Origin of the sequence: Allomesorhizobium camelthorni (assembly GCF_011045125.1) — a bacterium.
Lineage (GTDB): Bacteria > Pseudomonadota > Alphaproteobacteria > Rhizobiales > Rhizobiaceae > Allomesorhizobium > Allomesorhizobium camelthorni.
Genome location: NZ_JAAKZF010000034.1, coordinates 12,235 through 31,577, shown reverse-complemented (window position 1 = coordinate 31,577; position 19,343 = coordinate 12,235). Strand labels below are relative to the sequence as shown.

Here is a 19,343-nt window from a genome sequence, read left to right as displayed (position 1 = left end):
CCATCGCGTGCGCGTCGGGATGCCAGAACAAGCTACGCTTCAACCGGTTCGCGACTGAGCCAGAATCCTGGCCCAGCATACCAGACGTGATCCGCGTTTTCCGGAGGCGCTCCGGTATGGAGAGCTTTGATCGGAACCGGAGTGCCTTTCAAGTCTCTGATCGCGCGGGCAAGGCATTCCGCGGCTCTGTCGTTTCGCAGCCCGAAACACGGGAAGAACCCGCAAGGACCGAGAGATTCGGCTTCGAACCAAGCGCCCCTGCGCGTGGCTTTCAGCAGCAAGCCACGGCCTTTCGCTGCCGTAAGGGGCAACAGCAATCGTCCACCCTCCGCCAGGCGATCCAGCCAAAGGGTTGCCGGATGGGTCGCCCCGGCAAAGACGATGATCACATCGACCTCACCGGCATCGTGCAGTGTGCCGTCAGCCGCTACAACCTCGACCTGCGGCCAGGTGGCAAGGTTCGCCTGCGCGCGCGCAGCCAGTACGCCATCGTATTCGACAGCCGTTACCCGTCCGGTCGGACCGACGAGCTCTGCAAGGATGGCGCTGTAATAGCCAGTACCAGCGCCCACCTGCAGCACGCGCGTGCCCGGCGTCAGGTCAAGGGAATCGAAAAGCCGCGCCCAGAGGCTGGGCTGCCCATTGTTGAGATCCCGGGCTTCGTCGATCGAGACCAGCACGTTGTGATAGAGCCAACGGGGATCCTCGCTCGGCGACCGGAACGATGTCTCGTTGCTGAATGGCGGAAGGATGAGCCACGGGCCAGGCCCCGCGAACGCCTCACGAGGGACGGTGGCGAAAGCTTCGACAACCGCTTCGTTCCGCAATACGGGTGCGACGACTCTCAACTCCTCGGCATAGGATCGTCGGGCGTGCGAGAGATCGGATACGAACGACACGGGGCCTCCCAGCAAGAATCGAGCGGGAATTGGAAGAATGATCATATTCCAGAATTCGCTTCAGGAAATGAGGTCAACAGTTCCCTGACGAGCCGCTTCCCGCGCTTCGGGCACACTAAGGTGTGTTGAGATTCAGGTCAGGCCGAGCCGGAATCGAAGAGGGCGCGAAGCGACCAAAATGGCAGATTTCGAGAACCGGAACGGAGCGTACATTTGGGTACGTGAGTACCGGAAGCGCAGAAAGCTGCCATTTGCAGGCCGGCATCACCTGAATATCAACACACCTTAAAGCATGTAACCGATATCAGATGCGCCTGTAGGATAGGCGAACATGGTCTGCTTGAGCGCGGCGGCGGTCAGGCCGTGCCGTATTGCGAGCGCGAACAGGTTTATGACCTCGTCGGCATGCGGTCCGACGAGATGCGCTCCGAGAACCCGTTCCGTGTCCTCCTCGACCATGACCTTGAATCCGTAGACATCCTCGGCGGCTTGCCGCGCGGTGAACCAGTCCGAGGCTTTCTGCGACTTCGTGCGAAACTTGAGTCCCTGCCCATGGGCATCCGCTTCGCTCAGGCCGACAGCGGCGATCGGCGGGATAGTGAAGGCGACGCTCGGCACCCCGCGATAATCCGGCCTGTGCCGATTGCCGTCCAGCAGATTGCCGGCCACCACTCTGGCATCGTGGCTCGATACGGGCGTGAGCGGCGGTCCTGAAAGAGCCGCATCGCCCGCCGCGTAGACTGCCGGATTGGTACGGCTTTGCAGGTATTCGTTGAGCTCCAGCCGCCCGCCCTTGGCGGCTATCCCGGCCCGCGCCAAATCGAGGCCGTCGATGTCTGGCGCCCGGCCCGCCGCATGCACGACAAGATCGGCCGCCACGATCACCTGTCGACCGCCCGCCGAAGCAGTGACACGAAATCCATCTTGGATCTTCTCGATCGCTTCAACGGTGGTTCCGGTTCTGACGTCGATCCCGACCGCACGGAATTTCTCCATAAGCCAGCCGACCAGATCGGGATCGAAATGCTTCAGCATGCGTTCGCCGCGTTGCAGGACTGTCACCTGGGCTCCGACTCGCGCGGCGATGTGCGAGAACTCGGCCGCGATATAGCCGCCGCCGACCAATACTATCCGTGGCGGCAGCGCCTCGAGGGAAAGAAACCCCTCGCTTGTGATCAGATGTTCTTCGCCCGGTATGCCCAAGGCCTTCGGTTTGGCGCCCGTGGCGATCAGGAAGCGCCGTGCTTCAAGCTCGGCGCCTTCGACATCGACGCTGTTGGGGCCGATGAAACGGGCTTGCCCATGGAAAGTCGCGATGCCCTTGTCGGCATAGCTCTTCTCATGGTTCTCCGGCACCGGATCGGTGAAGCTGCGCTTGAAAGCCATCAGCTCGGGCCAGTCGATATGCGGTGCGCCCGCGATCCCTTTTCCCCGCATGCGTCTTGCGTGATCCATGGCGGAAGCCCCGCCGACCAACATCTTTTTCGGGTCGCAGCCGCGAAGAGCGCAAGTACCGCCATAGGGTCTTTTGTCGATGACCGCGACGGACCATCCGGCCGCACGGATTCGCAACGCAGTCCCACGCGCCGCGGTTCCCGTGCCGATCACGGCAAGATCGAATTGCTGTGCCACGGCCTCCAACCTATGAGGCTGCGCAACAGTTCCCCGACGAGCCGTTTCCCCGCGCTTCCTGCATCGGCGGGCACGCGACCGAGCCGTAGGAACAATATACGCAACAATCGCCTTGCTTGGGACGCAGCAGCGTTCCGCAGCCTTTGCAGTCATAGAAAAACTGACAGGCGTCGGTGGGCATTGTTTCGGTTTCCCGATGCCGGCATTGCGGGCAGGTAATAGTGCTCTGCAGGTCCGTCATGTCGGCTACTTCTCCAAAATGCGTAAAGCCGCAGGTGTTCCGTCATTCGTACGTGGGATGCGACGGAAAGCCTGCTTCGGCCGTCGCCGCAGTGATGACGGCCAGGTCCGTTTGCGTGTCGTCAAAGGTCACGGCGGCCGTCTTGTTCTCGAAGGATACCTCGGCGTGGATCACTCCCTGCACCCCGGCGAGCGACTGTTTCACAATGTACGGACAAGAGGCGCAAGACATGTTCTCTACCGCAAGCGTAATTGTCTTTTCGCCAGCAGCGATCGGATAGGCGGTCAGCAGGAGCGCCGCCACCGCGAGGGAAAGTGTCTGGTGCATCTCTATTCTCCGGTTCAGATTTCAAGCAGGATCGGCGCAACGAACGGAAAAGCCAGGGCAGCGGCGGTCATGAACGTCGCGGCCCAAAGCCCCAGCTTGACAGAGCGCTTGGGCAAGGGGCGAGCGCAGGCGTCGCCATCGGCGCAAGCCTCCCGCCTGCGATAGACGAGCCAAAATCCGTAGCCGATGGAGCCGAGGGCCATGGTGACGAAGATCGGCTGATAAGGCGCCAGCGCCGTCAGGTTGCCGATCCACGCGCCGCCAGCTCCGAGGCTGAACAGCACGAGCGGCATGATGCAGCATGACATGGCCGCAAGCCCTCCCAGCAGCCCTCCGGTGACGGCCAGTCCTTGCCGGGCGGCCTGGCCGGCCGTGCCTGTCGCCTGTATGGTTTCGCTTCGAGTGTCCATCGCATCGTCACCTTCCGGTCCTGCTCAAATGCCAATATGCGACCTGTAGCAGCTACAGGTTCAAGCCCCGCATCCATCACGCTTTGGTGCGTTCATCGGAATGCTCCTTGACCCTGTGCCGGAGCTTCTACAATCTGTAGCCGCTACAGATGCAAGGAGAACTTTCTTGGCCGCCTATCAAGAATTTGGCATCGGTGAACTGTCGCACTGCACAGGCGTCAACATCGAGACGGTGCGGTATTATGAAAGGATCGGGCTGCTGCCGCCGCCGCCCCGAACCGGAGGTGGCCACCGGGTTTATTCCGATGTCCATCTGAAGCGGCTTGTTTTCATCCGGCGCAGCCGCGAACTCGGTTTCAGCCTGGACGAAATCCGGAACCTGCTGGGCATGGTCGAGGGCGGCTATAGCTGCGGCGAGGTCCAGGAAGCGTCCTTGGCCCATTTGAAGACCATCCGGCGCAAGATTGCCGACCTGCGGCGCATGGAGCGGACGCTCGCCGAAACCGCCGCGCGTTGCGAGGGCGGAACTGCGCCCGACTGTCCGATTATCGAAATCCTCAGTCGCGGATAAAGCCCGCGATGGCGGGTTGATATTCGACCTGACCGATTGCGAGGCGGCGACAATGGCGAGCGCTGCTGAGCGCCCCGCCCTAGACGGCCTTGCCTCAAGCCAGGCTCATTGAAACATCGCCTTCAGCCTGTCCCACCAGCCGGGCTCGGGCTTCGCCGGTTTCCCGACATTGTTGGTGAGGCCGTTGATGTAGAGGACCATGTTGAGCGTATCGAAGCGCAAGCCGTGGAATTTCGCGGCAAAGCGCCCGCCGCGATCGATGACATGCGTGACGGCGCCGTGCATCTGCTGACCGTCCTCCAGCGGTTCGAAACGGACGTCGTATTGCTCCGACAGTTTTCGCGTTGCGTCCTCCGGCTGGCCGGGAAGCGTGGTGAGAAACATCCAGTTCTCCGCGTCCAGCCCATGCGCCGGACCATAGTCCTTGAGCACGGCCGCCGTGTCCTTGGCCGGATCGGTCGTGACGGTCAGGAACTGCACCCTGTCCTTCATCGGCGTCGCGTTGATCTTTTCCTGAATGTCGGCGATCACCTCCGAATGAATCGGACAGAAATCCGTGCAGCTCGCGAAGATGAAATTGAGCACGACGATCTTGTCGGAAAAATCGGATAGCCGGACGACCTTGCCATCGGCATTCGCCAGTTCGAAGGGCGGCGCGGCCGGCTCGTCGATCACCTGGAAGAATTTCTCTTCGCTGCCCATGACCTTATCGAGATCGGCTCCCGGATGGTGAGCCGACGCGGGCAGCGCAAGAGCCGGCAGCAGAGACAGCGCAAGAAGGAAGAGTTTCGTTTTCATTGTCATAGCTCTCTCCGCCAAAGTGCGCGTGCCGCGCAAGCAATCAGGTCTGTTCTCACTGTGTCTTCTCCCGTTCCCGGCGGCTCATCTGCGCCTGATAGGCGCGTTCCCGCTCCGGCCATGTATTCTTGATGAAAGCGAGAATGGCCCGGATGTCCTCGTCGCCGAGGACGCCCTCGAACCCCGGCATGTCGCTTTCGTAACCGCCGCCGACAACGGCCGCCGTCCCCTCCCTGGTGATGCGGAAGAGCACGCCGTCGGGATGGTGCCAGGTGTGGCCGGAAGCGTCGTGCGGCGGCGCCGGCAACCTCCCTGAAGGCAGCGGGCTTTGCCAGTTCGGCTGCCCTTCGAGCTTTGCGCCGTGGCAGGACGCGCAGCGCTCGGCATAGAGCGTCTCGCCTCGCGCAATCGTGGCGGCGTCGCCCGCCATCCGATCGGCGAGCCAGGGCCATGTCCAGGCCAACCCCAGACCAGCCGCGGCAACGCCGAACATCGACAAGAAAACAGCCGTCCTTCTCATCTGCCGCTGAAGAACAGATATTTGACCAGTGCGGCAGCCGCCAGGACGAGCACGACGACGACAAGCAGCCACACCAGGCCCATGCCGAACATCATCGTGCCGCTCATGCCTTCCATCATCATCGGACCGCTCCTATTCCGTGGCGTAGACGCCGCCGACGCCACCGGATTTCTGGATTTCCAGCATTTCGAAAGGCGCTTCCTTCGTGCCGCTCATGCCGGGCGAACCCATGGGCATGCCTGGCAGCGTTACGCCCTTGATGTCGGGGCGTTCGGTGAGAAGCTTGTTGACCGTTCCCACCGGCACATGGCCGCTTACCACATAGCCGTCGATGAAGGAGAGATGGCAGCCCTGCACGTTGTCGGGAATGCCGGCCTCGCGGCTCATGGCGGAAAGATCGTGCGTCGGCTTCACGGTGACGGCAAAGCCGTTTTCACGCATGTAATCGGCATAGCCCTCGCAGCAACCGCATTGCGGGTTCTTGTAGAGCGTGACGTCCTTTTCGCCCGCCAGCGCCGGACCGGCGCTTGAGAGCAGGGAAGCGAGGACTAGGGTTTTCAGGATATTGGACATGTCGGTTTCTCCTTTCAGATTTCTGATGTTCAGGCGACGCGGATGACGCCCATCATGCCGCCCGCCTGGTGTTCGAGAACGTGGCAATGGAACATCCAGTCGCCTGGATTGTCGGCGACGAAGGCGATCTCGACCTTCTCGCGTGGCGAAACCAGCACCGTGTCCTGCCATTCGCGGCGGCGGGTGGGCTGGCCGTTGCGGGAAATCACCCGGAACGAGTGGCCGTGCAGATGCATCGGGTGATGCCACGCCGTCGCATTGGTCATGGCGATGACGTGGCTCTTGTCCCGTGCGAGGGTCAGCATCGGCTTCATCACATGGCTGCCTTCATCGGCGGCGACGCCGTTGATGAACCAGGCGGCGCCGGAGTTCATCATCCGCATCATCCCTCCCATCATCGAATTCATGTCGCCCATCATGCCGCCCGGCTTCATGTCGCCCATCATGCCGCCCGGCGCGCCCGGGCCCACGCTCTCGCCCATGTCCTGGGCCACCATTTCGCCCATCATGCCGCCGGTGAGGACAACTTCGTTGCGGGACGCGGTGTTGAGGTCCGGCTCCGGCAGCGGATTGGCCGGCAGTTCCATCGGCCAGTCCGGCGCCCGCTCCCGAAGCGGTGCGTCGGCATAGGCGAGATCGACCAGCCGGTATTCGAGCCCCTGATAGAACCTGTCGACGATCGAGGCCCGGCTGCCCGGCTCACCCGTCATGTCGACGATCAGATCGGCGCGCATGGCCGGCCCCAGCACCACCTGTCCGCCGTCCGGTGCGTGCGGCGAGACCGGCTGGCCGTCGAGCGCGATGACGATCGGCTCATGGCCTGCAAAGTCCAGGCTGAAGATGCGGGCATTCGCGGTGTTGATGAGCCGCAGGCGGATACGCTCGCCTTTCCTGACGGCAAAGCTGTCCGGCACGCGGCCGTTGATGGTAACCGTATTGCCGACGCGGCCATTGTGATGAATGTCGTGCCGGTTGCCGAAATCGTCGCTGATTTCGCCCGATTTCATCAGCCGCCAGTCGCCGAGCACCCAGGTCACATCGCGATCGACCCGGATCGGTTCCGGCTCCTCTATGATCAGCGGACCATAAAGCCCTCGCCCGACCTGCTCGAAGCCGCGCTGGTGCGGGTGATACCAGAACGTGCCGGCGTCGACCGCGTCGAACTCATAGACGAAGCGCTCGCCCACCGCGATCGGCGCCTGGGTCAGATGCGGCACGCCGTCCATGGCGTTCGGCACGCGCACGCCATGCCAGTGCACGGTTGTCTCTTCGGCAAGGCCGTTCTCCACCGCCACCCGCAAGCGCTCGCCCTGGCGGACGCGGATTTCGGGGCCGGGGACAGTCCCGTTATAGCACCACGCCGACGTCTCGCCGAACGGTTCCGGCGCAAGCTGCGTTCGGCCCGGCGCGGCCCGCAACCGGACCTCGCGCATAGCCGCGGCATTGGCCCCGGGCTGCCGGAGCAAAGGCAACATTGCACTCGCCGCCCCTGCGGCCGCCGATGCAACAAAGGCTCGACGCGTCAGCGCCGGCATAGGAAATCTGGACATGGATCAACCATCCTGAAAGTCAGCCGTTCATCCGCATGCGATGTCGGGAAGACGCCTCATGCGGAACTGCGGTCGCTGGCGGCAAGAAATTCGCCAGCAATCATCGACGCCGGCGGCGGGCAGGCCCGGCCGGGCGTCAGTTCAGGAAGGTGGTTCGTGGCGGAGAAGGATCGGGCGATCCGACATGACCGTCCGGAGCTTTCAGCACCGAGCCCGCAATACCGGAGGCTACGAACAGCAACTTAACGCCGACGCTTGCCGCAATTCCGGCGAAAGGCGCCAGGCAGGCCTGGCCGCATATCGGCGTCTTTCCGTCATCCGGCGGACAGGCATCGCAATCGCCCATATCCGCGTCGGCCATCGCGGGGGCAGACATAGCCAACGACATGCCCGTCACACGCGCAGCATGCGCAACCGTGCCCATGGCGAACGCCGCGAGCAGGACGATTGCGAAGATACGGGCAAGCTTGTCCATGGCCATTCATGCTATCCTGTTTGCGCATGATGTCCAGCTACAGGCTGTCGCAGGCGGGCCGCTCTTGAGACGCGTTTGGCCGGAGAGGCCCACCTCAGCCGGGGAAGCCAGCTTCCCCACAATGATAAGCTGCACCCTGCGCTACGCAGAAACCAGCTTCTTTTCCGCAGCGAAGGAGCTAAGGCCGAGCCAGGTCTGCATGTGGCTGGCGAGTTGGCGATCGCCGGTGAGCAGAAGCTTTCCCTCGCTCATCGCCTTGCGGACAGTCGTCAGCCCCAACCAGACCGCGGTCATGGTGCGCAGGTCTGCGGTGACGTAAAGGTCGACATCGAAGCCGGGATCGACCGAGCAGAGATCCACCTCGGCGCCAGGCTCGATGATAAGCCACCACTTCCGGCGAGCAGCCGACAGTTCGGGGTACAGGAAACGGATCACGCAGCGCCGCGGCGGCAATGGCGAGGGATCGAGGTTGCGGTGCATGTCCCACATCAGCAGCGACGGATCGAGATGTTGCAGCGAGACATCGGCCTCGAACCAGCGCTGGCCCCATATACCGATCGCCTCGACCACCGGCTTTATGTCCCGTCCGGCGGGCGTTAGTTGATATTCCAGAATTCCCGGCTCGGTCCGCGAAGCAACACGACGGACGATGCCGGCCTTCTCGAGATCACGCAGCCGCTTGACCAGGAGCGCCGGCGACATGAGCGGCACGCCGCGGCGCAGATCGTTGAAGCGGGTCGAGCCGGCCACCAGTTCGCGCAGGAGCAACACCGTCCAGCGCGTGCACAGCACTTCGGCAGCCAGAGCCACCGGACAGAACTGTCCATAGCTAGCTTGTGTCATGATGAACCTCCCAGCTTCACCTGACGTTACGGCAGATGGCGCTTCCTGGCTAGTTCAGATTCTATACCGGGACACTTCAGTTCCTGAACTGGAGTTCGCCTCCTCTCTTGTGCCACCGTCGTGATGGCTGCGCTGGTATCTGCGCCCTAAGAGCCTGTTTCGAAACTCGCTATGGCGGGTCATATGACGGTGTTTTCGAGAACCGGAGCGCAGCGGACATTCGGGTCGGAAGCGCAGAAAACGCCGGCAGATGAACGCCAGAGTAGAGTTTCCAAACAGACTCTAAAAGCTGAGCTAGGGAGGCACACATGGCTCACAAAACAATGGCGGACCAATGGGTATTCAAGAGCGAAACTTACGATAACTGCAATTGTTCAGTGAGTTGCGGGTGTCAGTTCAACGAGCCTACGACACACGGAAACTGTCAGTTTGCCTATGTCGGCGCCGTCGTTGCAGGTCATTTTAACGGCACGCCGCTGGCGGGCCTGAATTGGTCGCTACTCTGCATATTCCCCGGCGAGATCGAGGAAGGAAACGGCAAGCGCCAGATCATTATCGACGAGCGGGCGAACGAGGCTCAACGGATCGCTCTCGAAACGATTATATCGGGTAAGGCATGCCGGCCCCTCAGCAACCATTTTTCCGTTTTCGGTTCCTTATGTACGGAGTTTTTCGAGACACATTTCCTGCCGATCAATCTCGAGGTGAACCTCCAACTCAGAACCGCGAACGTCGACATCCCGAGTGTTGTGAAGAGCGTCGGCAGACCAATCATCAACAAGTTCAATGGCGAGCCCTTCCACATTGCACTGGCGCGGCCGGCCGGCAGTTTCGAGTTTACCTATGGGGAAATTGGGCAAGGCACGACCTCGGTAAGCGGCGATATGGAGATGGCGTTCGAAGATTCATGGGCGCTATTTTGCGTGCACCACTACAACCAGGATGGCTTGATCCGCTGAGTGATGCAGAGATCGAATTTGTTGTGCAGCTGAGACCCGAGCTGACGTTGGTCGTCTGTAGAACAGTCTTGTCTTGTTGCCGATGTTTCTCAACAAGACTACCGGTAAAGGAGTGACGACGATGGCGGAACAGTGGATCTTCAAGAGCGAGACTTACGATAACTGCAATTGCGCCATGAATTGCGGTTGCCAGTTCAATCTGCCGAGCACCAACGGCTATTGCCAGTCGGCCTTCATCGGCCACGTCGTCGAGGGCCATTTCAACGAGACGCCGCTTGCAGGATTGAACTGGGCGGGGCTGTACAAATGGCCCGGAGAGATCAAGGACGGAAACGGCAAACGCCAGATCGTCATAGATGAACGAGCGGACGAAGCACAGCGGAGCGCCCTGGAAACAATAATCTCAGGCAGGGCCGGCGAGCCATTGAGCAACTTATTTTCTGTTTTCGCGTCGACCTGTTCCGAGTTTTGCAAGACTTTGTTCTTGCCGATCGAGCTGGTGGCCGACCTGGAAGGGCGCACCGCCAGGGTCGAAATACCAGGCATACTGAAGAGCAGGGCGAGCCCGAAGATCAACGAGTTCAATGGCGAACCGTTTCATATCGCGATTGCCCGTCCGAGTGGCAGCTTCGAGTTCACCTACGCGGAACTCGGACTAGGCAGCACATCGGTCGCTGGCGATATGGAGATGGCGTTCGAAGGTACTTGGGCGCACTTTTGTATTCACCACTTCAATCAGGATGGCATGGTGCGCGAAAGATCAAGGCTCACGGCGTGGCTTGGTGCATAAGTCCGCGTTCAGGTGAATGACGGCGGTGCATCACGAGCACCGGTCGAGCCAATGCCGGCTTGCCCGCGCCGTCCACCAGCTCATCCTCAATCTGGCGAACGGACGGTAAGGCGACCGCCTTTGCCGGCGCCTACCGGCCAGAAGGCCTCATCTTTACGATATTTCGCGCCCGCGCCCGCCGGAACTGGATTTCGCACCGCTGCAATCCTAAAATGATAAGAGGGGCGGTTGCGCCCGCGCGAAACACGCCTGCCCGGACACAAGCTGCATGGACAACCCGTTCAAACCGCAGAAATCGAGAAGCCCACGGGCGGGCAGGCTTCTGGCCATCGACGCCTGGATCGATTCCACGCTCTACGAGGCCGGTTTTGCGGCGCGGGAGTTCTGGGAAGACCTCACCATCTTCTTTCGCCGTTTTCGCTTTTCGGGCTGGCGGCGCGGCGTCATCGAGCTTCTGAGCGAGGGGTTTACGCTCGGCGTTGCCGGCTCCGTGGTGATGCTGGCGCTCGCGCTGCCCGCCTTCGAGGAAACCCATGGCGACTGGCGCGCACAGGACGATTTCGCCGTCACCTTCACCGACCGCTACGGCAACGAGATCGGCCAGCGCGGCATCATCCAGCGCGATTCCGTGCCCGTCGACGAGATGCCGGACCACGTCATCAAGGCGGTGCTGGCCACCGAGGACCGCCGCTTTTTCGAGCATTACGGCATCGATTTCCCTGGTCTGATCCGCGCAATGTCGGAAAACGTGCGCGCCAATTCGGTGGTCCAGGGCGGCTCCAGCATCACACAGCAGCTCGCCAAAAACCTGTTCCTGACCAATGAGCGCACCGTCGAACGCAAGATCAAGGAAGCCTTCCTGGCGGTCTGGCTGGAGATGAACCTGTCGAAGAAGGAGATCCTGCAGCTCTATCTCGACCGCGCCTATATGGGCGGCGGCACCTTCGGCATCGCCGCGGCCGCCGATTTCTATTTCGGCAAGACGGTCAAGGACCTGAACCTCGCCGAGGCCGCCATGCTCGCAGGCCTCTTCAAGGCGCCGGCCAAATACGCGCCGCACATCAACCTTCCGGCGGCGCGCGCGCGGGCCAACGTGGTGCTTACCAATCTCGTCCACAGCGGCTTCATGACCGAGGGCCAGGTGCTCTCGGCGCGGCTGAGGCCCGCCGGCATCGTCGACCGCGGTGACCTGAACAGTCCGGACTATTTCCTCGACTGGGCCTTCGAGGAGGTCAAGCGCGTCGCCGCCAGGTCCGGCGTGCATTCCATGGTGGCGCGCACGACCATCGACATGAACATCCAGCGCGCCGCCGAGGAATCGCTCGAATTCCACCTGCGCCAGCATGGCAAGGAATACCGCGTCACCGAGGGCGCGGTGGTGGTGCTCGAAAACAACGGCGCGGTGCGCGCCATAGTCGGCGGCCGCGATTACGGGACCAGCCAGTTCAACCGCGCCACGCGCGCGCTGCGCCAGGCGGGTTCCTCCTTCAAGCCCTACGTCTATGCGACCGCGATGGAAAACGGCTTTAAGCCGGATTCGAAAATTTCCGACGGCCCGATCACCTGGAACGGCTGGTCGCCGCAGAATTATTCGCGCCGCTATTCGGGCCGCACGAACCTGACCACGGCGCTGGTCAAGTCGGTCAACACCGTGCCGGTGCGGCTCGCCAAGGATCATCTCGGCGTCAAGCCGATCGTCGAGATGGCGCATGCGATGGGCGTGGAATCGCCGCTCGAAGTGTTCAAGACGACGGTGCTCGGCACGTCGGGCATGACCGTCATGGACCAGGCGACCGGCTACGGCACGTTCGCCAGCGGCGGCTTTGCCGGCCTGCGCCACGGCATCACGCAGCTCCTGACCCATTCGGGCGAAATCATCTACGACTGGCAGCGCGACGCCCCTGCCCCAAAGCGCGTGCTTTCCGAACAGGCGCTCGTCGCGATGAATTCCATCCTCGTGCAGATCCCCGAATGGGGAACGGCGCGGCGTGCCGCCCTTCCCGGCATCCGCTCGGCGGGCAAGACCGGCACGACGCAGTCCTATCGCGACGCCTGGTATGTCGGCTTCACCGGCAATTACACCGCCGCCGTCTGGCTCGGCAACGACGACTTCTCCCCGACCAACGACATGACCGGCGGATCGTTGCCGGCGATGATCTGGCAGCGGCTTATGGCCTACGCGCACCAGAACATCGATCTGAAGCCGATCCCCGGCATCGAAAATCCGTTTGTCGATCCGAAAGTCATCGCCGAGGCGGAGAAGAAGAAAGCCGGCGAGGCTGCGCAAGAGGCTTCAACGCCGGCGATAGAGCGCCCGCCGGTGCTTTCCTCGACCACCACGAGGGTCTTGAGGCAGATGTCGGAGACATTCCGCTCCGCTCCCGTCATCGAAGCCCCCGCCGAGCCCGAGACGCTGTCGGCTGTAAGCTCACCTAAGCTGTAGACCAGGCCGCGCCAATCGAGGCATCGCGGCTTGCGCGCCGCGCCTGTAACGCGCTACTCGAACGACGATCCCTCCCGCCGGCGCGCTTCATGCTCAAGACCGCCTTCCTCACCCTTTTGACATTGACCATCGCCATTGGCGGCGGAACCGCCAGCCTGTGGTATGCGCTCAGGACCCCGGACGGCGTCGGCGCGGTCACCATCGGCGGCTGGACCGCATTCCCCGAGATCGGCACGCCCAACGCCGATCCCTATTCGAAGGCCCGCGTCGCCCGCCAGGGCATTCTGTCGCTCGGCCGCGCCGAAGGCCTGGCCTTCGTTGCCGATCGCGACGCCGGTGGCGCGCCGCTCAGGCGCGAATGCGCCTACCGCATCGAGGGATCCACCCCGCCGGCCCGTTTCTGGACGCTCTACGCAGCCGACGGCGCCGGCCGCGTCGTCAACGCGCGCGACGGCCGCGCATCCGCGCTCCACTCGCTCGAACTTCTGCGCCAGCCCGACAGCTCGTTCGCGATAGCGGTCGACAGCCGGCCGGCCCCGGGCAACTGGCTGGCGGTGTCGGGCTCGGGCGCGATGCGTATGGTGCTGACCTTCTACGACACGCCGATCGCCGGCAGCACCGGCATCGCCGAGGTCGAACTGCCGCTCGTGATCGAGGCCGGTTGCGATGGTTAGGCTGCTGCACGCCGTCCTGCTCGGCCTGTTTGGCGCCGGCATCGTCCACATCGCGATCCTGCTTCTCGTTCCCGAAATGGCTGAGCGCGATGCCTGGTCGCGCATGGCGATGGCGTCCGACCTCTACCGGATGACGCGGATCGACCCGGAGGCCGGGGGACCGGCCGCGGTCGGCTCGGTCGACCCGCTTTTCCGCGCGGCGGCATGCCGCTTCGATCTCTCGGATGGCGTGGTGCGGGTCATCGCGCCCGGCAATGTACCGTTCTGGTCGGTCTCGATCTACAATCGCGGCGGCCAGAACATCTATTCGTTCAACGACCGGACCTCGGCCACCGGTCTCCTCGATTTCACGATCCTTACCCCTGCTCAGATGATCGAGTTGCGCAAGGACCTTCCCGAGGAACTGCAGCAGGCCATTTTCGTCGAAGCGCCGCTCGACGAAGGCATCGTCGTCATCCGCATTTTCGTGCCGGACGAAAGCTGGGACGAGGTCGTGAGCCGCTACCTTGCCGGCATCAGCTGTACGCTGATCTGACGGATTCCGTCGACCAGGCAGGCCTCACCTGAATCCGTTCAGTGCTGCGGCTTGGTCTGTTTCGGCAGGCTGAGTCCAGGCCGCGAAACGGCGCTCTGGGCTTCCCGCCGCTCGTAGCGAACGCCTGGAAATATGATGACGGTGGCGGGCGCCCCGGCGGCCTGGCCGGGCCGGCTCGCGCCTGCTTTCTTCTGCACGAAAGAAACTATGCTGCCCATGACTTGCGAATTCCCTCTCGGTTTGACCGGAGCAACCACGCAACGCCTCCGCCCCGATTAAGGGCGCAGAGAGTTAACAGTCTGCTAACGGATCGAGGCTAACTTTATCGACGCGATCGTGCTCGCGGTCCGGCGAAGGCCTGGCAGGCGGGGGCGGCGCAGCGTGTTTCGAGTAGGCGTACCCGGTGTCAGCATCCGATTTCAGGCAGATCGCCATCAAGGGCGAAGCGCGCAAGGCCGAGCGGCTGTTCCGCGCAGCCGTATCCGCCTTCTGCTCGCTCACCCGCCCGTCGCGCCGCGAAATCGCACAGCTCGAAGACCTCGCTCTGCCGCTTTTCGACATGGTCTCGGTCGAGTCGCGCCGGTATGTGGCTGCGGCACTGTCCGAATGCGAAAGCGCGCCCAAGGCGCTGGTCGACCGCCTCTGCGCCGAGCCGGTCGACATCGCCGCGCCGCTTCTCGTCCGATCCAAGGCGCTGACCGACATCGATCTGATCGCGATCATCGGTCGCCACGGCCTGCCGCATGCGCGCGCCATAGCGCGCCGCCCCGGCCTGAACCAGACCATCGCTCACCTGATCCGGGCCCTTGAAAGGCGGTCGCCGGCAAACCTCGTATCCGCGCCCGAACCGGCCGGCAAAGCCGCAATCGCCGACGACGAGGCCCCCGCCAATCCAGGCGACGCCGCCGACAATGTGCGCCGCCGCCTGCGCTCCATGATGCTGCCCGCCCGGAGCGACGACGATCACGACGCAGCCGAAGATTCCCGCTACGCAAAGCTCAGCGCCGCGGCGCTCACCGGCAATCCGGCTTTCTTCCAGGCGGCGCTCGCCACTGCGCTCGACATGGACGCAGCCGCGGCGCGATCGGTCACCGATACGTCGAGCCACGCCGTGCTGCTTGCGGCGCTGCGTGCGCTGGATCTCGCCGAGGAGCGCGCCTTCCTCATCGCCGCCGCGGTTTTCCCGGGGCATTTCGCGCATGCCGAGGCGATCCGGCTGTTTCTCGAGCGCTACCGCGCGTTGGACCGCGACACGGCGCTGGACCGCGTCCGCAATTGGCGGATGGAGGCCGCGGCCCTGTCGGTCCGGAGAAACGCGCCTCGACTGTAAGGTGCCGCCAAAACAAGCCTGCTACCAGAAGCTTCAATATCGTGATACACTGCAACCCCTGATATTATTCGGCGGGGGAGGCATATGCAGAAACTCATTTGGCCTGGCGCATTCATTGTGTGTGTGGTCGCTGGGATGTTCCTGTTCAAAAGTGAAATCTCAGCAATGATAAGCAGAATATCCGCCATAGACAGGAACGGCATAACGCTCGTCCAACAGATAGACAATGTCGACATTAATTTGACGGTTAAATCAGTCGATGAGCTGACCAAGGCACGGGATATGCTTGCCAACAAGGCCCGGGATATGCTCGGTATGCATCCGGTTGCGCTCGCCTACTTTGTTCGAAGCGCCGATTGCTCTTTCTGGAACGCTGCGGAGATATCCAAGAGCAAGCACGAAATTTATCTCAAGGAACTGAGCGCGACCGAGCTCTCCAATGTCTATCTCGTCGACAATCAGGAGACGAAGAACGGTTTCGGCGGACCGGGGATTCAGGTTGTCCACAGGGACAAGGGCAAGTTCCTGCTCATGGCCTTTGGGGTCGAGCCGGATCCATGCAGTCCCGCCAATGGCGCAACCGTTTATCGCTGAGCACGCTGCTGCCGGGCAGCCGCAAAACAGGATTTTATCACCTTAGAACGTGACAACCGGGATAAGCTCTTCGATCGGCGTATCGCCTGCATCCACCTCGACGATCCAGACATCGGGATCGAAGCGCGCCTCCTTTTCCAGCCGCCTGTCCAGAGCGGCTGCATCGTCACCCTGGTTCATCGGCGTGAAGCGCCGCTCGTCGGGCCGGCTCTCGTCATAACTCGTCTGCGGGGCCGGACCGTAGAGGCTCGCCTCGCCCAGCCGGCCACGCGCAATGACAAACACGGCGCCTGCCTCCGTCGCCCCGCGCTTGACCACGGCCGCAAATCCGCCGGCAGCGAAAATCCGCCGCACAAGCGCGGAAACGAACAGATCGGTGGTGATGCGCATTTTTGGCGGGGCTTTCCGTCGGATGAGGCAATCCCCCACCCTTAGCCTCTCTCCGCGGGAACGGGGAAGAGGTCGCGAGCGGCGACCATCAGAACAGGCGTTAACCGATGGCGAGCAGAGCGAGATTACCGGGACCGCTCCTCAATGGTCATGAAACGCCGAGAAGCTACAGAGCCCGTCCGAACAGAATCAATCATACGCGACCGACTCGCCGCCCTGCCCCTCAATTCGTCAGCCCGATTTCCTTCATCTTGGAATAGACCGCCTGGTCCGGCTGGCCGGTTTCCGGCAGCCCGAACAGCGACTGGAATTCGCGCAGCGCCGCCTGCGTACGCGAGCCGATCACCCCGTCGATCTCCATGTCGTCATTGCCGAAAGCTTTTAGCCCGGCCTGGATCCTGACGACCATGTCTTCGGGCGCATCCGTCACTGGCTGGGGTGCTGGCAAGGCGCTCTCGCGCGGCGCCGGCGTCGGCGCGATCCCCGCCGTCGTGGACGGCGTGCCCAGCATTTCGAGAAGCTCGGCGTCGATTTCCCCGGTCACCGTCAGGCCCATCTTGCGCCGATACTCTTCGATGGCGCGCGTGGTGTTCGGGCCGGCCAGGCCGTCGACCGCGCCGTCATAGAAATTCAGTTCCTTCAGGACGGACTGGACCTGCTCGACCCGCGGATCGCCTTTCGAGCGAGGCGGAGCCTCCTCCGGCCGCACCAGATGGATCGTGGTCTCCGAGCCTGTGTCCCGCTCCGGCCAACCGGCCTCATTCAGGTCGCGCGTGGCGAAGAATGCGCCGGGATGCGCATGCGGCTGATACCAGAGCGCGTTGGCAGACACATAGAGCAGCGCGACCAGAAATGCGGTGGAGCCGCCCACGGCGGCCGGGTTGCGCGAAATCAGTCCGCCCAGGGCGGCCACGCCGCCATGCAGCGCACGGCTCCGGCCGACAGCTTTCCTAGCCTGCTTTGCGGAGCGTGCCATCGACCTTCTCTTTCGTCCTGCCCGGCATCGGCAGCAATTCGCCGCCGTCGTTGCACACCTGTCCGGCGGGTCCGTCGACCGGCAGGCTTATCGTCACGACAGTGCCCTCGCCCACCGCGCTTTCGATCGACATCGTGCCGTCATGCAGCGCCACCAGCCCCTTCACCAGCGACAGTCCCAGGCCCGTCCCTTCATACTGGCGCGTATAGTCGTTCTGGACCTGCGTGAACGGCTTTCCTATCGTGGACAAATCGTCTTCCGCAATGCCTATGCCGGTGTCGCTTACCCAGAAGTGAAGGCGCGAGCCGATTCTCTTTCCGCCGATCGTCACCCGGCCGCCATCCGGTGTGAATTTCACCGCGTTTGACACGAGGTTGATCAGCATCTGCTGCACGGCGCGCTTGTCGGCGTGGATTTCGCCGGTCTCGGCCGCCACTTCGGCATGCAGCCTTATCTTCTTGGCCTGCGCCTGCAGGCTCATCATCGAGCGGCACATCTCGACCGCCTCGCGGAACCGGAACGGCTCGGGATAGGTCGGATAGGAGCCGGCTTCGATTTTCGACACGTCGAGGATCGAATTGACGACTTCCAGCAGATGCTGGCCCGAATCGCGGACAAGGCCGACATATTCCTTCTGGCGCGGGTCGCCAAAGCCGCCGAACATCTCGTGCAGGAGCATATCGGAAAAGCCGATGATTGCGTTGAGGGGCGTGCGCAATTCATGGCTGACGGCGGCGAGGAAACGGCCCTTGGCGATGTCGATGCCGTTATTCGCATCGACAGCCGCGGCGAGCGCTGAACGCAGCTTCGCCATTTCCTCATTGTCGCGCAGTATTGCCAGGAACGCCTGTTCCGAGCCCGGATCCCTGCTCAGCTCGACGGCGAAATGGCGATAATTGTCGTTCGGCATGCCATTGCCCGCACGCGGCAGGCGGATGCGAACTTCCGCTTTGCGGCTCGGCCGCCCGTCGCGCAGATCGGCGAGCGCGCAGAGATAGCCGACCCGGTCGCCGACATGGATACGGTCGAACAGCCCGGTTCCGAGCAGCAGCTCCGGCGGGAGTTGCAGCATCTGGCGTGATTTTTCGGTGACGTCGAGAACGTCGCCGCCCGGCGCGATCTTCAGCACCACCGCGTCGATGATGTCCTCGAGCTTGGTTTCGGCGTTCGTCTCCCGGGCGGTCCCGATTTCGCCGGCGGCCGGAGCCAGTCTCGCCAGCATCGCCACCGCATAGGCGGTCGGGAGCAGCCAGTGCCAGAGAGCCGGCGAAGCGCCGGAAAACAGCGCGCCGCCCAGCACCGCCTGCAGCGCGAGAGCAGCGGCAGCCGCTGCCGCGCCCCACAGGGCCGCTTTCGTGGTCCGCGCCACCCAATAGGCCTCGAACGGCAGCGCAAGCATTATAAGCGTCATGGGCGAGGCAAGGCCACCAGCAGCCGCCGTCAAGCAAGCCAGGACCGCCGCGCCGGCGCCCAGCGCGATGATGCCGGCCGCCCGGTCCTTGCCGGTTGCGGCGACCAGCAGAGCGGCGAGCCAGGCCGCCCCGCAGGTGGCACAGATGAAGGCCAACGTGACCGCGGCGCCGAGTGCGGATGGCAGCAGCAGGCCGGCAGCGGCGGCAATCGGAAACGGCGAGGCAAGCAGCACGCCGATCAGGCGGCGGTGGCGAAGTCTTTCGCTCTCGCCGGCGATCGAAGGGTGGACCAGCCGATCGCAACCGGCGGCGATCGCGCCGAGCAAGTCGCTATATCTGGCCGCCAACAAACTCACTCAACGCACCCTATTTCACCCGGTTCTGGTTGAATCCGAAAGTCG

24 protein-coding genes are annotated in these 19,343 nt (G+C 63.0%); 8 read left to right on the top strand and 16 right to left on the bottom strand.

Annotated features, from left to right (window positions below; genetic code table 11):
* Positions 1–32: 32 nt before the first annotated feature.
* The 5 genes from G6N73_RS20955 to G6N73_RS20940 form a co-directional block, all read right to left on the bottom strand.
* Positions 33–680 carry a protein-L-isoaspartate O-methyltransferase family protein gene (locus G6N73_RS20955; protein WP_343044686.1) on the bottom strand — a complete coding sequence of 216 codons (648 nt, stop codon included), beginning with the start codon at positions 678–680 and terminating at the stop codon, positions 33–35.
* Positions 681–1,184: 504 nt separating this feature from the next.
* A complete protein-coding gene (locus G6N73_RS20950; RefSeq protein ID WP_165031125.1) occupies positions 1,185–2,531 on the bottom strand; it encodes an FAD-dependent oxidoreductase in 1,347 nt (448 codons plus the stop codon).
* A gap of 10 nt (positions 2,532–2,541) precedes the next feature.
* Positions 2,542–2,772 (bottom strand): GDCCVxC domain-containing (seleno)protein, encoded by a 231-nt coding sequence (locus G6N73_RS37045; RefSeq protein WP_246252346.1) that lies wholly within the window; start codon positions 2,770–2,772, stop codon positions 2,542–2,544.
* A 42-nt stretch (positions 2,773–2,814) separates the two neighbouring features.
* Complete coding sequence (locus G6N73_RS20945; protein WP_165031123.1) at positions 2,815–3,099, bottom strand: cation transporter; 285 nt, start codon at positions 3,097–3,099, stop codon at positions 2,815–2,817.
* A gap of 14 nt (positions 3,100–3,113) precedes the next feature.
* On the bottom strand, positions 3,114–3,509 hold the full coding sequence (locus G6N73_RS20940) for a mercuric transporter MerT family protein (protein ID WP_165031121.1): 396 nt from the start codon (positions 3,507–3,509) through the stop codon (positions 3,114–3,116).
* Positions 3,510–3,675: 166 nt separating this feature from the next.
* Here G6N73_RS20940 and G6N73_RS20935 point away from each other — a divergent pair, with 166 nt between their 5' ends.
* Positions 3,676–4,080 (top strand): MerR family transcriptional regulator, encoded by a 405-nt coding sequence (locus G6N73_RS20935; protein ID WP_246252343.1) that lies wholly within the window; start codon positions 3,676–3,678, stop codon positions 4,078–4,080.
* Between the two features lie 105 nt (positions 4,081–4,185).
* Here the strand turns inward: G6N73_RS20935 and G6N73_RS20930 are convergent, their stop codons facing one another.
* The 7 genes from G6N73_RS20930 to G6N73_RS20905 form a co-directional block, all read right to left on the bottom strand.
* Positions 4,186–4,878: an SCO family protein gene (locus G6N73_RS20930; RefSeq protein ID WP_165031117.1), complete on the bottom strand. Its 693-nt coding sequence runs from the start codon at positions 4,876–4,878 to the stop codon at positions 4,186–4,188.
* 55 nt (positions 4,879–4,933) lie between these two features.
* Positions 4,934–5,371 (bottom strand): c-type cytochrome, encoded by a 438-nt coding sequence (locus G6N73_RS20925; protein WP_246252358.1) that lies wholly within the window; start codon positions 5,369–5,371, stop codon positions 4,934–4,936.
* Between the two features lie 23 nt (positions 5,372–5,394).
* Positions 5,395–5,520 carry a hypothetical protein gene (locus tag G6N73_RS38015; protein ID WP_281352963.1) on the bottom strand — a complete coding sequence of 42 codons (126 nt, stop codon included), beginning with the start codon at positions 5,518–5,520 and terminating at the stop codon, positions 5,395–5,397.
* Positions 5,521–5,530: 10 nt separating this feature from the next.
* Complete coding sequence (locus G6N73_RS20920) at positions 5,531–5,971, bottom strand: DUF411 domain-containing protein (RefSeq protein WP_165031114.1); 441 nt, start codon at positions 5,969–5,971, stop codon at positions 5,531–5,533.
* A 29-nt stretch (positions 5,972–6,000) separates the two neighbouring features.
* Positions 6,001–7,446, bottom strand: coding sequence for a multicopper oxidase family protein (locus G6N73_RS20915; RefSeq protein ID WP_246252340.1), 1,446 nt, complete (start codon positions 7,444–7,446; stop codon positions 6,001–6,003).
* 211 nt (positions 7,447–7,657) lie between these two features.
* A complete protein-coding gene (locus tag G6N73_RS20910) occupies positions 7,658–8,002 on the bottom strand; it encodes a hypothetical protein (protein ID WP_165031110.1) in 345 nt (114 codons plus the stop codon).
* 135 nt (positions 8,003–8,137) lie between these two features.
* Positions 8,138–8,839 carry a winged helix-turn-helix transcriptional regulator gene (locus G6N73_RS20905; protein ID WP_165031108.1) on the bottom strand — a complete coding sequence of 234 codons (702 nt, stop codon included), beginning with the start codon at positions 8,837–8,839 and terminating at the stop codon, positions 8,138–8,140.
* Positions 8,840–9,147: 308 nt separating this feature from the next.
* Here G6N73_RS20905 and G6N73_RS20900 point away from each other — a divergent pair, with 308 nt between their 5' ends.
* The 5 genes from G6N73_RS20900 (at position 9,148) to G6N73_RS20880 (ending at position 14,240) form a co-directional block, all read left to right on the top strand.
* Complete coding sequence (locus G6N73_RS20900) at positions 9,148–9,798, top strand: DUF1326 domain-containing protein (RefSeq protein ID WP_246252337.1); 651 nt, start codon at positions 9,148–9,150, stop codon at positions 9,796–9,798.
* Between the two features lie 121 nt (positions 9,799–9,919).
* Entirely contained in the window at positions 9,920–10,588 is a 669-nt protein-coding gene (locus G6N73_RS20895; protein WP_206078993.1) for a DUF1326 domain-containing protein, read from the top strand.
* A gap of 268 nt (positions 10,589–10,856) precedes the next feature.
* Positions 10,857–13,031: a transglycosylase domain-containing protein gene (locus G6N73_RS20890; RefSeq protein WP_165031106.1), complete on the top strand. Its 2,175-nt coding sequence runs from the start codon at positions 10,857–10,859 to the stop codon at positions 13,029–13,031.
* An 89-nt stretch (positions 13,032–13,120) separates the two neighbouring features.
* Positions 13,121–13,705 carry a DUF1214 domain-containing protein gene (locus tag G6N73_RS20885; RefSeq protein ID WP_165031104.1) on the top strand — a complete coding sequence of 195 codons (585 nt, stop codon included), beginning with the start codon at positions 13,121–13,123 and terminating at the stop codon, positions 13,703–13,705.
* Positions 13,698–14,240, top strand: coding sequence for a DUF1254 domain-containing protein (locus tag G6N73_RS20880; RefSeq protein ID WP_165031102.1), 543 nt, complete (start codon positions 13,698–13,700; stop codon positions 14,238–14,240). The genes G6N73_RS20885 and G6N73_RS20880 overlap by 8 nt, the downstream gene beginning before the upstream one ends.
* A 38-nt stretch (positions 14,241–14,278) precedes the next feature.
* Here the strand turns inward: G6N73_RS20880 and G6N73_RS20875 are convergent, their stop codons facing one another.
* Entirely contained in the window at positions 14,279–14,458 is a 180-nt protein-coding gene (locus G6N73_RS20875; protein WP_165031100.1) for a hypothetical protein, read from the bottom strand.
* 185 nt (positions 14,459–14,643) lie between these two features.
* On the opposite strand from G6N73_RS20875, the gene G6N73_RS20870 reads away from it, so the two are divergent.
* Both G6N73_RS20870 and G6N73_RS20865 read left to right on the top strand, forming a co-directional pair.
* Complete coding sequence (locus G6N73_RS20870; RefSeq protein ID WP_165031098.1) at positions 14,644–15,570, top strand: DUF2336 domain-containing protein; 927 nt, start codon at positions 14,644–14,646, stop codon at positions 15,568–15,570.
* An 84-nt stretch (positions 15,571–15,654) separates the two neighbouring features.
* A complete protein-coding gene (locus G6N73_RS20865) occupies positions 15,655–16,164 on the top strand; it encodes a hypothetical protein (RefSeq protein WP_165031096.1) in 510 nt (169 codons plus the stop codon).
* A 42-nt stretch (positions 16,165–16,206) separates the two neighbouring features.
* Here the strand turns inward: G6N73_RS20865 and G6N73_RS20860 are convergent, their stop codons facing one another.
* The 3 genes from G6N73_RS20860 to G6N73_RS20850 all read right to left on the bottom strand — a co-directional run bounded on the left by G6N73_RS20860 (position 16,207) and on the right by G6N73_RS20850 (position 19,289).
* Entirely contained in the window at positions 16,207–16,554 is a 348-nt protein-coding gene (locus G6N73_RS20860) for a DUF1491 family protein (RefSeq protein WP_165031094.1), read from the bottom strand.
* Positions 16,555–16,777: 223 nt separating this feature from the next.
* On the bottom strand, positions 16,778–17,530 hold the full coding sequence (locus G6N73_RS20855; protein WP_165031092.1) for a peptidoglycan-binding domain-containing protein: 753 nt from the start codon (positions 17,528–17,530) through the stop codon (positions 16,778–16,780).
* On the bottom strand, positions 17,505–19,289 hold the full coding sequence (locus G6N73_RS20850) for a PAS domain-containing sensor histidine kinase (RefSeq protein WP_246252335.1): 1,785 nt from the start codon (positions 19,287–19,289) through the stop codon (positions 17,505–17,507). Before G6N73_RS20850 ends, G6N73_RS20855 begins: the two co-directional genes overlap by 26 nt.
* Positions 19,290–19,343: the final 54 nt, after the last annotated feature.

Excerpts from the sequence above, each read along its gene's own strand:
- G6N73_RS20910 (WP_165031110.1), bottom strand. The coding sequence starts at position 8,002 with ATGGCCATGGACAAGCTTGCCCGTATCTTCGCAATCGTCCTGCTCGCG.
- G6N73_RS20890 (WP_165031106.1), top strand. The coding sequence starts at position 10,857 with ATGGACAACCCGTTCAAACCGCAGAAATCGAGAAGCCCACGGGCGGGC.
- G6N73_RS20895 (WP_206078993.1), top strand. The coding sequence starts at position 9,920 with ATGGCGGAACAGTGGATCTTCAAGAGCGAGACTTACGATAACTGCAAT.
- G6N73_RS20920 (WP_165031114.1), bottom strand. The coding sequence starts at position 5,971 with ATGTCCAATATCCTGAAAACCCTAGTCCTCGCTTCCCTGCTCTCAAGC.
- G6N73_RS37045 (WP_246252346.1), bottom strand. The coding sequence starts at position 2,772 with ATGACGGACCTGCAGAGCACTATTACCTGCCCGCAATGCCGGCATCGG.
- G6N73_RS20860 (WP_165031094.1), bottom strand. The coding sequence starts at position 16,554 with ATGCGCATCACCACCGATCTGTTCGTTTCCGCGCTTGTGCGGCGGATT.
- G6N73_RS20885 (WP_165031104.1), top strand. The coding sequence starts at position 13,121 with ATGCTCAAGACCGCCTTCCTCACCCTTTTGACATTGACCATCGCCATT.
- G6N73_RS20915 (WP_246252340.1), bottom strand. The coding sequence starts at position 7,446 with ATGTTGCCTTTGCTCCGGCAGCCCGGGGCCAATGCCGCGGCTATGCGC.
- G6N73_RS20875 (WP_165031100.1), bottom strand. The coding sequence starts at position 14,458 with ATGGGCAGCATAGTTTCTTTCGTGCAGAAGAAAGCAGGCGCGAGCCGG.
- G6N73_RS20880 (WP_165031102.1), top strand. The coding sequence starts at position 13,698 with ATGGTTAGGCTGCTGCACGCCGTCCTGCTCGGCCTGTTTGGCGCCGGC.
- G6N73_RS20930 (WP_165031117.1), bottom strand. The coding sequence starts at position 4,878 with ATGAAAACGAAACTCTTCCTTCTTGCGCTGTCTCTGCTGCCGGCTCTT.
- G6N73_RS20865 (WP_165031096.1), top strand. The coding sequence starts at position 15,655 with ATGCAGAAACTCATTTGGCCTGGCGCATTCATTGTGTGTGTGGTCGCT.
- G6N73_RS20945 (WP_165031123.1), bottom strand. The coding sequence starts at position 3,099 with ATGCACCAGACACTTTCCCTCGCGGTGGCGGCGCTCCTGCTGACCGCC.
- G6N73_RS20925 (WP_246252358.1), bottom strand. The coding sequence starts at position 5,371 with ATGTTCGGCGTTGCCGCGGCTGGTCTGGGGTTGGCCTGGACATGGCCC.
- G6N73_RS38015 (WP_281352963.1), bottom strand. The coding sequence starts at position 5,520 with ATGATGATGGAAGGCATGAGCGGCACGATGATGTTCGGCATGGGCCTG.
- G6N73_RS20940 (WP_165031121.1), bottom strand. The coding sequence starts at position 3,509 with ATGGACACTCGAAGCGAAACCATACAGGCGACAGGCACGGCCGGCCAG.
- G6N73_RS20905 (WP_165031108.1), bottom strand. The coding sequence starts at position 8,839 with ATGACACAAGCTAGCTATGGACAGTTCTGTCCGGTGGCTCTGGCTGCC.
- G6N73_RS20900 (WP_246252337.1), top strand. The coding sequence starts at position 9,148 with ATGGCTCACAAAACAATGGCGGACCAATGGGTATTCAAGAGCGAAACT.
- G6N73_RS20855 (WP_165031092.1), bottom strand. The coding sequence starts at position 17,530 with ATGGCACGCTCCGCAAAGCAGGCTAGGAAAGCTGTCGGCCGGAGCCGT.